Below are 10,899 nucleotides of genomic sequence, written 5' to 3'. Positions count from 1 at the left end.
GCGAGGTGGTGTGTTGGGCGGGGGGCGCGGGGCCGGGGGCCGATCGCACCGCTCAATCCAGAAGCCGGCGCGATCTCGCGCCGGGGTCGCCAAGCCGGCGTGGCGAAGCCGGGGTCGTCTTGGGGCGGTGCCGGGGTCGGGCTGGGGCGGTCACGGGCTTCGCCTGTTGGGAAACTGGAGTTCGCGTGCTGTTCCCGGGGATGTGAGGTGGGCGTCATCGGTTTGGATCTGCGAATGACGTCCAGCCATCGCGCGGGATCTTCGTTGCGGGTCCTCGTCGTGACCGAGTCGTACCCGCCGCAGGTCAACGGGGTCGCGCACACCGCGTTCCGGGTCGCCGAGCACCTGACGGAGCGCGGTCACGCGCCGCTGGTGGTGGCGCCGACTGCGCCCACTGGGCTGCGGCAGGAGGCGTCGGCGGAGGTCGGGAGCTCGCCCGTCGTGCGGGTGCCCGCGCTGTCGTGGCCCGGTTACCCGGACGTGCGCATGGCGCTGCCGACCCGAGCGGTGGCGCGCGCGATCGCCGAACACCAGCCGGACGTGGTGCACCTGTCGAGCCCGCTACTGCTCGGTGCCCACGCCGTACGGGCCGCCCTGAAGCGGCAGGTGCCGATCGTCGCGGTGTACGAGACGGACGTCGCGGCATACTGCGCTTCCTACGCCCCGCGGGTGCCCGGTGGCGCGAGGTACGTATGGCACCGGCTTCGGGGGATCCACGGACCGGCCGACCGCACGATCGTCTCGTCCAGCGCGTCGAAGCGCGCGTTGGAAGCGCAGGGCATCCCTCGCCTGCACCTGCTCCCCCACGGCGTCGACGCAGTGCGCTTCGACCCGCGGCACCGGGATCCGGAGCTGCACCGCCGGCTCGCGCCGAACGGCGAGGTCCTCGTCGGCTACGTCGGCCGCCTGGCGCCGGACAAGCACGTCGAGCTGCTGCGCGACGTCTGCGCACTGCCGGGGGTGCGGGTGGTCGTCGTCGGAGACGGGCCGAACCGGCACAGCCTGCAGGCGGCGCTGCCCGACGCGACCTTCCTGGGCCTGCGCGTCGGTGCCGAGCTGGCGAGCATCTACGCGACGCTCGACGTCTTCACGCACACCGGGCCCTTCGAAACCTTCGGGCTGACCATCCAGGAAGCGATGGCGAGCGGCCTCCCCGTCGTGGCGCCGGCGGCCGGCGGTCCACTGGACCTCGTCGTGGACGGGCACACCGGGTACCTGGTGACCCCGCTCGACCCGGGCGCCCTACGCGACGCGGTGCTCCGGCTCACGGAGTCGCCCGCGAAGCGCGCCGCGTTCGGTGCCGCGGGCCGCGCCACCGCGGTCCGCAGCACCTGGGAAGCCTCCGGCGACCGCCTGATCAACCACTACCGCGAGGTGCTGGGCGAGCGATCACCCCAGGCTCGCGCCCGCGCTGCCGCCTGACCACACTCAGCTCCCGACAGGTCCGGCGTTGGGGTCGAGCACCCCGCCGATGATCAGCCCGAACAGCAGCAGGCCGAGCACGATCCGGTAGATCACGAACGGCACGAAGCTCTTGCGCTTGATGTAGGACATCAGCCACGCGATCACGACGTACCCGACGCCGAAGGCCACCAGCGTGGCCAGGATCGTGGGCCCCCACTGCGCGGTCTCGCCGTTCTTGCCGATGTCGGTGAGCTTGTACAGGCCCGAGCCGAACACGGCCGGCAGGGCCAGCAGGAACGAGTACTCCGCGGCGTCGGCGCGGGTGTAGCCCATGAGCAGGCCGGCGCTGGTGGTGCCGCCGGAGCGCGAGACGCCCGGGATCAGGGCCAGGGCCTGCGCGAAGCCGAACCCGAGGCCGTGCGGCACGGTGAGGTGGTCGAGCGAGCGCCGCTGCGAGCCCACGCGGTCGGCGATGAGCAGGATCACGCCGAACACGATGAGCGTCGTCGCGGTGATCCGCAGGTCGCGGAAGGTCTCGTCGATCTGGTCCTGCAGCAGCAGGCCGAGCACGACGATGGGGATCGAGCCGACGATGATCAGCCAGCCCAGCCGCGCGTCGGGGTCTCGGCGCCAGCTGCGGCGGTAGAGCGAGAAGAACCAAGCCTGCAGGATCCGGCCGATCTTCTTCCCGAAGTACAGGATCACCGCCAGCTCGGTGCCGATCTGCGTCACGGCCGTGAACGCCGCGCCCGGGTCGTCCCAGCCGACGAGCGCGGCCACGATCCGCAGGTGCGCGCTGGAGGAGATGGGCAGGAACTCCGTGAGCCCCTGCACCAGTCCCAGCACCAGTGCTTCGAACCACCCCATCAGGCCACTCCCGCCAGCTCGATCGCTTCCACAGCGGTCCGCAGAGCCGCCTCGAATCCCGCGGACTCCCCGTACGGAGTCACGGACAACGTCGTCACGCCCGCCTTCGCGAACTCCGCCATCCGCTCGGCGATCCGCTCGCGCGGGCCGATCAGCGAAGTCGCGTCGAGGAACTCCAGCGGCACGGCCGCTTGAGCCCCCTCGTAGTCGCGGGCGAGGTAGCACTCCTGAACTTCGGCCGCCTCGGCCTCGAACCCCATCCGCACGGCGAGGCGGTTGTAGAAGTTCTGCTTCCGGCTGCCCATCCCGCCCACGTAAAGAGCGGCGTGGGGGCGCACGGCGTCGGCGCACTCGCGCCAGTCGTCGCCGACCACGAGCGGCACGGCCGGGGCGACGTCGAAGCCGTCGAGCGAACGCCCGGCCGCCTCGGCGCCGGCGCGAATGTGGGCCAGCTGCTCACCGGCGTGCTCGGGTGAGAAGAACACCGGCAGCCAGCCGTCGGCGACCTCACCCGTGAGCGCGAGGTTCTTCGGCCCGATCGCGGCGAGGTACACCGGCACCTGCTTGCGCTCGGGCCGGAAGGTCAGGCCCAGGGCCAGCCCGGGCCCGTCGGGCAGCGGCAGCTCGAAGTGCTCCCCGCTGAAGCGCACGCGGCGCCTCGACTGCACGGCCCGCACGATCTCCACGTACTCGCGGGTGCGGCCCACCGGGTCGGCGAACCGCACGCCGTGCCAGCCCTCCGACACCTGCGGGCCCGAGACACCCAGGCCGAGCCGGAACCGGCCGCCCGAGAGCGTGTCGAGCGTGGCGGCGGTCATGCCCGTCATCGCCGGCGTCCGCGCCGGGATCTGCAGCACGGCGCTGCCGACGTCGATCCGCTCGGTCCGCGCGGCGATCCAGGTGAGCATCGTCACGGCATCGGAGCCGTAGGCCTCGGCCGCCCACACCACCGAATACCCGAGTTCGTCCGCTCTCCTGGCCAGGGCCAGGTTCGTGGAGTTGTCCCCGGTGCCCCAGTAACCGAGGTTGAGTCCCATTCGCACGGCCGGAAACGTACCGATGCCGCGACTCGCGCCGTGCCCTGGGTGCACCGACGGGGTGGCCGGTCGCGACACGGCGTCACCTTGGTCAACTACGGGCCGGGCCGACGGCTAGGCTCGGTGGTCGTGGAAAAGCGACAGCTCGGCCGGTCGGGACTGCGGGTCTCGCGCCTGGCGCTCGGCACGATGACGTGGGGCGGCGACACCGACGCCGAGGAGGCGGCCAGCCAGCTCGTCGCGTTCGTCGACGCCGGTGGCACCCTCGTGGACACCGCGGACATCTACGCCGAAGGCGAGGCCGAGCGCGTGCTCGGGAGCTTGCTGGGCGACCTGGTGCCCCGCGACGACGTGGTGGTGGCCACGAAGGCCGTCGCGCGGCGCACCGACGGGCCCTTCGGCGGCGGGGCTTCCCGGGGCGCCTTGCTGAGCGCGCTCGACGGCTCGCTGCGCCGGCTCGGCACCGACCACGTCGACCTGTGGCAGCTGCACGCGTGGGACGCGGGCGTGCCGATCGAGGAAACCCTCTCGGCCCTCGAGTACGCCGTGACCAGCGGGAAGGTCCGCTACGTCGGCGTCTCCAACTACGCGGGCTGGCAGCTGGCCACGACCGCGTCGCGCGCCGGCGCCGTGGCACCGATCGTGTCCTGCCAGTACGAGTACTCGCTGCTGGAGCGCGGAGTCGACCGCGAAGCCGCGCCGGCCGCGCTGCACCACGGCATCGGGCTGCTGCCCTGGGCGCCACTGGGCCGCGGCGTGCTGACCGGCAAGTACCGCACGGGCACGCCGGCCGACTCGCGCGGCGCGTCCAGCGAGTTCGCCGGGTACGTGGAGCACCACCGCACGGACCGCGCGGCGCGGATCGTGCAGGCCGTGGCCACCGCCGCCGACGGGCTCGGCACCTCGCCGCTGGTCGTCGCGCTGGCCTGGGTGCGCGACCGGCCGGGGGTCGTGGCGCCGGTCGTCGGCGCCCGCGACACCGGCCAGCTGACGGGTTCGCTGGCGGCGGAGGAGCTCACGCTCCCGCCCGCGATCCGCAGCGCGCTCGACGACGTGAGCTGCGTCGACGTGGGCTACCCCGAGCGGGGTCCGAAATGAGGCGCAGGTGTCTGTTGGATGACGCACACGTGACGGCACGGGAATCGTGGGGGATGCTGGTGAGGACACCTCGCCGAGGGACAGCTGGAGGCTTCAAGGTGCGTCGGCTCACCGCCGCGTCGCGGATCGCGATTCCGCTGGTCGGTGCTCTCGCGCTTTCGGCATGCTCGGCTTCGGGTCAGGACAACACCGACTCGCTGCAGGTGGTGGCGAACCCGGTGGCCGCGAAGCCGGCGGTCTCCCCCGCCGTCACGACGAAGCCCGCGGGCCAGGTACTCGCGACGCCGGCCGTGTCGGCGATGGCGACCGACGAGAAGACCCGCACGCTCGCGGTCGCGGTCACGCAGCCGCCATCGGTGCTCGTCTACGACCTCGACTCGCTGAGCACCCCCAAGGCCACCGTGCCCCTGCCCGGGCCGGCCGAATCGCTGACGACGTCCGACGGCCAGGCGATCGCGAGCATCCCGACCAAGGGCGAGCTGGCCAAGATCGCGCTGCCCGGCGGGCAGCTGACCACGCAACCGGTCGCCGGCCAGCCGACCGCCGGTGTGGCCGACGGCCCGGACACGATCGTGGCCGTGCGCGACCGCAAGGCCGTCGAGGTCCTGGCCGGCGGCGCGGTCACCAAGACCATCACCGGCCAGCTCTACAGCGCCGACGACGTCGTGGACACCGGGCAGGGCGTGGTCGTGCTCGACCGCCTGCGCACCGCGGTGTTCAGCGTCGACGTGAACGCGGGGACGATGGGCGAGGGCCTGCGCGCCGGCGACGGCGCCGCCAACGCCACCAGCGACTCCTACGGGCGCGTGCTGGTCACCGACGCCCGCGCGGGCGCGCTGCTCGCGTTCTCCGTCGGCCCGCTGATCCTGCGCCAGCGCTACCCGGTGCCGGGCGGGATCTACGGCATCGCCTACGACCACCAGCGCAACCTGGCCTGGGTCACCTTGACCGGGCAGAACCAGGTGGTGGGCTTCGACGTCCGCGGTGGCGAGCCCACCGAGAAGTACCGATTCCCGACCGTGCGCCAGCCGAACTCGGTGAGCGTCGACGACCGGAGCGGCCGAGTGCTCGTCGGCTCGGCCGCAGGAGAAGGGACCCAGGTGATCCAGCCATGACGACTGTCGACGAGGCGGTGGTCGAAGGGGATTGGGAGTACCGCCGCCTGCGCCTGCCCCCGGGTGTGTCCCGGCGCGCGGCGGCGATCCAGCTCTCGATCCACGCCGAGTTCGCCGGCTGGGAGCTGCGCACGGTGCGGCTCTACGCCGACGGCACACGGCGAGTCTGGTTGCGGCGCAAGCGCACCGCAGCCGACCGCCTGCCCGAGCTCGCCACCTGACCGAGCCCGGGACCCTGCCCAAGTGCGTCCGACGTGTGCGGGCTGCCGGAATCTTGCGGGCGAGGGCCTCGGCAGCGCCACCGCCCGGATGACAGTGCGTGGCGCCGTGAAACCTTGGCCACCACGATGGTGGCGCTCGTTCACGCGCCGGCGGACGCCAGAAGCTCTTCGATCTCGGTGATCGCTTGGGCGTTGTCCCGGTAGCGGATTCCGTGGATTCCGACCGCACGCGCGGCGTCGATGTTGGGGTCGAGATCGTCGAGGAAGATCATTTCTTCGGGGGCCACACCGAGCCGGGTACAGCTCAGCCGGTAGATCTCCGGATCCGGCTTGCTCATCCCGACCTCGTGGGAGTAGACGATGTCGTCCACCAGGTCCTCGAAACCGTATGCGGCTTGTTCCCGTTCCCGGGCACCGACGAAGCTGTTGCTCAAGATGCCGGTTCGACAGCGTGGCCGCAGCCCGCGGACGTAGTCGATCAGGTCGGCGTTGCCGGTGCCGAGGTACTGTTCCCAGATATCGGCCATGATCGCGTCGGCCCGTCCTTGGCCCACGCCGAGCCTGCTGCTGATCGTGTCACGCACGTCGTCCTCGGTGACATCGCCGACGGCGCCGGCTGCCCAGATGTCGGCCAACCGCCGGGTGATCTCGCCTTCCGAGAGGCCGAGCCTGGCCTCCCACCGCCTGTCGACGCCGAGGTCGGGCGCGATCTCCAGCACGTCACCGATGTCGAACACCACCGCGCGAATCACCATGGCGGCGAACCTATCGACCGACCTGCTGAGCCAGGGACCCGGCTCAGGCGGTGAGCCGCCCGAGCCACTCCTGCCAGCTCTCCTCGTCGCCGGCGTCGGTGGAGAACACGTGGTGGCAGGCGATGAGCGGGCCGTGGAAGCCCTGCAGGAAGCAATAGAGCGCGTCGGCCGTGCGGACGCCCACTGTCTGCGGGTTCACGGCGTAGACGACGCCTTCGGCGGACCGGCCCGCCAGCTCGACGCGCACGCGGTCGCCCTCCTCGGGCCGGCCCGGCAGGCCCAGTTCGACCCCGAGTGCCGCCCACAAGCGGTCCCAGTCGGACACGGGCGGGCCGAACGCCGTGACCGGCGTGGCCGTGCGGCCGCCGAAGTACGTGACGTACTCGGCGAGGTTGCGGAAGAACAGCGCGCCGCCGGCGGTCATCGCCTCGAACTCGTCCTGCCAGTCGTCGCCGGGCAGGAACCCGCTGGTGACGCAGCGGACGGCCGAGCTGCCGCCTTCGCGTCCCTCGATCAGGAACGCGTAGGCGATCCGGCGCCCGTCGGGCTCGGTCTCCGTGCCGTAGACGAGCCGCTCCAGCGGGTCCCACGCGGTGATGGCCATGTCCGGTTCGTAGCCCGCGAAGGAGCCGCGCACGACGCCGCCGAGGCCGCCTTCGACCTCGTTGCGGCCCATGTACCACGAGTCGATGCCCGGCCCGGTCGCGATCGCGGCCCAGATCTGCTCCGGCGTGGCGGCCACCTCGGCCGATCCGGGGAGCTCGAACTCTTTCCCGGTGAACTCCGCCATCTCAGGCCTCCTCGTCCGGCACGCTCGGGTGCACGGCCACAATCACGCGGTGCGCGCGCCCGTTCGCCGCGCCCTCGTCGTGGTACTTCCCCACCAAGGTCGTCACGGCCACCGCGAGCTCCTCGGCGAACGCGGCCCGGTCTGCCGCCGAGGCGAAGCGCACCTCGCCGTCGAGCGCGAACGTCGCGACGCGCTTGCGCGCCTTGGCGGCGCCCGTGATCAGGATCCCGACGTCGCGCACCAGCCGGCCCGCCACGGCGAGCAGCCAGCGCGCCGACAAGCGGTCGGGCGACTGCGCCGGGTCCGGCTGCACCGCGGCCAGCGCGGAAGGCGAGATCACGTACGACGCCGCGGTCGCACGCATCATGCGCTCGGTGACGTTGCCCTTGCGCCGCTCCTCCACCAGCTCCACGAGCCCGTGCTTCTCCAGCGCGCGCAGGTGGTAGTTGACCTTCTGGCGGGGCAGGTCGACGCGGGCCGCGAGCATGGTCGCCGACGCCGGCTCCGCCAGCTCGGCCAGCAGCCGGGCGCGGACCGGGTCGAGCGACACCTCGGCCGCGGCCGCGTCCTCGATCACCGCAACGGGAAACATGCGCCCATCGTGCGGCCGAAAAATGAAATTGTCAAGAACCACAATGTTGTCGGTACGCCTCGCGCACCTGCGCCACGATCCGTGGCACGACCTGCGCCGCGGCCTCCAGCGGCACGACGTGCCCCACGCCCGGCAGCACCACGGCCGTCCCGTGTTCGAGGCCGCCGACGAGGTGCTCGACGTCCGTGGCCGCCACGATCCGGTCCCGGTCCCCCACGATCGCCGTGACCGGCAAGGAACCCACGCGTGCGAGCGCGGCTTCGCGCGCGTACGCGTCGAGCGCCGGGCGGAACACGGCGACGGTGTGCGGCCAGTTGCGCCGGATCATCGTCACGGTCAGCTCCACGAGCTCCGGATCCGGGTCGTCACCGAAGAGCCACCAGCGCAGCCCCGCGCTCACCGCGCGGCTCGTGTGCTCGCGCACCAGCCCGAACAACTTGGCGCCCAGTACCGCTTCCAGGTCCTGCGCCAGCACCCCGAGCGCGCCCGGCCACGCCGCCGAAGCCTCCGTGGCGAGCCGCCCGGACGACGTCGCGAGCAGCACAAGCCCGGCCACGCGTGCGGCGAACAGGTCGGAGTGGCGTTGCGTGAGCGACATGATCGCGAGCCCGCCCATGTCGTGGCCCACCAGCACCACCCGGCCTTCGGGCACGGCGCGTTCCAGTACTTCGGCGAGATCGTCGCCCAGCTGGGCCATGGTCGCCGTGCCACGCCCCGCACGGCCGGACTTGCCGTGGCCGCGGTGGTCGTAGCCGACGACCGACAGCGGCTCGTCCACCGCCTCCGGCAGCACCGGGGCGATCCGGCTCCAGCTGCGCCGGTCGAGCGCGTAGCCGTGCAGGAGCACCACGGTCACGCCGGCCGACGAGTCACCCCAGCGCACGAGGTGCAGGGGTGTCCCGTCGGCGAGCGTGAACGCGGGCAACTCGGTGGTTTCCGGCGCTCAGGACGATCGCACGAACCGGTCCAGCACGCGCGTACCGAACTTCAGCGCGTCCACCGGCACGCGCTCGTCCACGCCGTGGAAGAGCGCGGAGAAGTCGAGGTCGGCCGGCAGCTTCAGCGGCGCGAAGCCGAAGTTGCGGATTCCGAGCTGCTGGAACGACTTCGCGTCGGTGCCGCCGGAAAGCATGTACGGCAGCGTGCGCGCGCCCGGGTCCTCGGCGAGCACCGCGGCGGTCATCGCGTCGACGAGCGCGCCGTCGAAGGTGGTCTCGACCGGCGGGAGCTCCATCCACTCCTTCTCGATGTCCGGGCCGAGCAGCTCGTCGAGCTCGCGGTCGAACGCCTCGATGCGCCCGGGCAGGATGCGGCAGTCGACCGCGGCCTCGGCGACCGACGGGATCACGTTCGACTTGTAGCCGGCGGTGAGCATCGTCGGGTTCGCGGTGTCGCGCAGCGTCGCGCCGATCATGCGGGAGATGTTGCCCAGCTTGGCGACCGAGCCCTCGAGGTCGTCCTCGGGAAAGTCCCAGCCGGTGATCTCGGTGACCCCGGCGAGAAACTCGCGCACGGAGTCGGTGAGCACGAGCGGGAACTGGTGGCTGCCGAGCTTCGCGACGGCCTCGGCGAGCTTGGTGACCGCGTTGTCGCGGTGGATCATCGAGCCGTGACCCGCCGTGCCGCGCACGCGCAGCTTCATCCAGCGGATGCCCTTCTCGGCCGTCTCGATCACGTACGCGCGTACGTCGTCCTTCAGCGTGATCGAGAACCCGCCGACCTCGCTGATCGCCTCGGTGACGCCCTCGAACAGCTCCGGCCGGTTCTCCACCAGCCACTGCGCGCCGTACTTGCCGCCGGCCTCCTCGTCGGCGAGGAACGCGAACACGATGTCGCGTGGGGGCACGATGCCGTGGATCTTGTAGTGGCGGGCCAGTGCCAGCGTCATGCCGACCATGCCCTTCATGTCCACCGCGCCGCGGCCCCAGACGTAGCCGTCCTGCACGGCGCCGGAGAACGGGTGCACCGACCACTCGGCCGGGTCGGCGGGCACGACGTCGAGGTGCCCGTGGATCAGCAGCGCCCCGCGAGACGGGTCGGCTCCGGCCAGCCGGACGATGACGTTGTGGCGGTCTTCGCCACCGGACTCGACGTAGGTGATCTCGTAGCCGGCGTCGGTGAGCTGCTCCGCGACGTACTCGGCGGCGGCGCGTTCGCCGATCAGGGTGTCGGGGTCTCCGGTGTTGGTGGTGTCGATGCGGATGAGGTCGCTGGTGAGCGTGACGGCCTCGTCAGCGGCGGCGTCGATCGAGTTCGGTTCGGTCACTCGACCTTCCTATCATCAGCGCCCGCGGTGCCGCGCCGCTCACGCCCGTTCAGGTCCGGTCAAGGGCCGAGACCACCTCGGAAACCGGCCGCAAGTGCTGGTTCAGGATCCGCAGCGCCGTTTCCGTGTCACCCTCGTCGAGCGCCTCCACGAGCTGCCGGTGCTCCGTGTCGATGATCGACAGCCGTTCCGGCCGCGCCTCCAGCGCCCGCACGGCGACGCGCTGCTGGCGCGAGCGGAGTGTGTCGTACAGCTCGGTGAGCACGGTGTTGCCGGCGGCGTTCACGATCGCGCGGTGGAACCGGCGGTCGAGCCCGGACACGGCGAACCAGTCACGTTCCGCGCCTGCGCGGCCCATGTCCTCGATCAGGCCGGCCATCTCTGCGGGGGCACCCGCGCCCGCCGCGCAAACCTCGGTGATCGCGTGACCCTCGATGAGGCGGCGGCTCTGGTAGACCTCTTCCATCTCGCGCGCGGTCACCGTGCGGACCTGCGCGCCCTTGCGCGGCAACAGGCTGATGAAGCGCTCGGCCTCGAGCCGGTGGAACGCCTCGCGCACCGGCGTCCGCGACACGCCGACCACCCCGGAGACCCACAGCTCGTCGAGGAAGCGTCCGCCTTCCAGCGCGCCCGAGATGATCCCGTCGCGCAGCCAGGCGTACACCCGATCCCGAGCCGGTCCGCCGCCCTCGACCGGGACCGGTCCCGGTGCGGTGGTGGTCATGCGTCTCCCCTCGTCCCGCGCCCGCTTCGG

At 72.0% G+C, this 10,899-nt stretch carries 12 protein-coding genes; 4 read left to right on the top strand and 8 right to left on the bottom strand.

The genetic code is table 11. The annotated features are described in order from the left end of the window. Positions 1 to 234 precede the first annotated feature (234 nt). Positions 235 to 1,422 (top strand): glycosyltransferase family 1 protein, encoded by a 1,188-nt coding sequence (locus tag ABZU76_RS24235; RefSeq protein WP_354873312.1) that lies wholly within the window; start codon positions 235 to 237, stop codon positions 1,420 to 1,422. Between the two features lie 6 nt (positions 1,423 to 1,428). Here ABZU76_RS24235 and ABZU76_RS24230 read toward each other — a convergent pair whose 3' ends face one another. Next, positions 1,429 to 2,271 (bottom strand): undecaprenyl-diphosphate phosphatase, encoded by an 843-nt coding sequence (locus ABZU76_RS24230; protein ID WP_354873310.1) that lies wholly within the window; start codon positions 2,269 to 2,271, stop codon positions 1,429 to 1,431. Continuing rightward, positions 2,271 to 3,314, bottom strand: a complete 1,044-nt coding sequence (locus ABZU76_RS24225) for an LLM class F420-dependent oxidoreductase (RefSeq protein ID WP_354873308.1) — start codon at positions 3,312 to 3,314, stop codon at positions 2,271 to 2,273. The genes ABZU76_RS24230 and ABZU76_RS24225 overlap by 1 nt, the downstream gene beginning before the upstream one ends. A 123-nt stretch (positions 3,315 to 3,437) precedes the next feature. Here ABZU76_RS24225 and ABZU76_RS24220 point away from each other — a divergent pair, with 123 nt between their 5' ends. From ABZU76_RS24220 to ABZU76_RS24210, 3 genes are all read left to right on the top strand, one after another. After that, on the top strand, positions 3,438 to 4,406 hold the full coding sequence (locus tag ABZU76_RS24220) for an aldo/keto reductase (RefSeq protein ID WP_354873306.1): 969 nt from the start codon (positions 3,438 to 3,440) through the stop codon (positions 4,404 to 4,406). Positions 4,407 to 4,504: 98 nt separating this feature from the next. Continuing rightward, on the top strand, positions 4,505 to 5,521 hold the full coding sequence (locus ABZU76_RS24215) for a hypothetical protein (RefSeq protein ID WP_220240652.1): 1,017 nt from the start codon (positions 4,505 to 4,507) through the stop codon (positions 5,519 to 5,521). Next, complete coding sequence (locus ABZU76_RS24210) at positions 5,518 to 5,742, top strand: DUF5703 family protein (RefSeq protein ID WP_354873304.1); 225 nt, start codon at positions 5,518 to 5,520, stop codon at positions 5,740 to 5,742. The genes ABZU76_RS24215 and ABZU76_RS24210 overlap by 4 nt, the downstream gene beginning before the upstream one ends. A 140-nt stretch (positions 5,743 to 5,882) precedes the next feature. On the opposite strand, the gene ABZU76_RS24205 is transcribed toward ABZU76_RS24210, so the two are convergent. Genes ABZU76_RS24205 through ABZU76_RS24180 form a run of 6 tightly spaced genes read right to left on the bottom strand, consistent with a single transcriptional unit; the run spans position 5,883 to position 10,869 of the window. Beyond that, positions 5,883 to 6,497 (bottom strand): HAD family phosphatase, encoded by a 615-nt coding sequence (locus ABZU76_RS24205; RefSeq protein WP_354873302.1) that lies wholly within the window; start codon positions 6,495 to 6,497, stop codon positions 5,883 to 5,885. 43 nt (positions 6,498 to 6,540) lie between these two features. After that, positions 6,541 to 7,287: an SRPBCC domain-containing protein gene (locus ABZU76_RS24200; protein WP_354873300.1), complete on the bottom strand. Its 747-nt coding sequence runs from the start codon at positions 7,285 to 7,287 to the stop codon at positions 6,541 to 6,543. Between the two features lies 1 nt (position 7,288). Next, complete coding sequence (locus ABZU76_RS24195) at positions 7,289 to 7,879, bottom strand: helix-turn-helix domain-containing protein (RefSeq protein ID WP_354873298.1); 591 nt, start codon at positions 7,877 to 7,879, stop codon at positions 7,289 to 7,291. Between the two features lie 31 nt (positions 7,880 to 7,910). Beyond that, positions 7,911 to 8,804: an alpha/beta hydrolase gene (locus ABZU76_RS24190; protein ID WP_354873296.1), complete on the bottom strand. Its 894-nt coding sequence runs from the start codon at positions 8,802 to 8,804 to the stop codon at positions 7,911 to 7,913. An 18-nt stretch (positions 8,805 to 8,822) separates the two neighbouring features. Beyond that, positions 8,823 to 10,145 (bottom strand): M20/M25/M40 family metallo-hydrolase, encoded by a 1,323-nt coding sequence (locus ABZU76_RS24185; protein ID WP_220240646.1) that lies wholly within the window; start codon positions 10,143 to 10,145, stop codon positions 8,823 to 8,825. 49 nt (positions 10,146 to 10,194) lie between these two features. Further along, complete coding sequence (locus ABZU76_RS24180) at positions 10,195 to 10,869, bottom strand: GntR family transcriptional regulator (RefSeq protein ID WP_354873294.1); 675 nt, start codon at positions 10,867 to 10,869, stop codon at positions 10,195 to 10,197. Between the last annotated feature and the right edge of the window lie 30 nt (positions 10,870 to 10,899).

Origin of the sequence: Amycolatopsis sp. NPDC005232 (assembly GCF_040607795.1) — a bacterium.
Lineage (GTDB): Bacteria > Actinomycetota > Actinomycetes > Mycobacteriales > Pseudonocardiaceae > Amycolatopsis.
The sequence above is the reverse complement of the archived record's forward strand: the minus strand, read 5'-3'. Positions and strand labels throughout refer to the sequence as shown.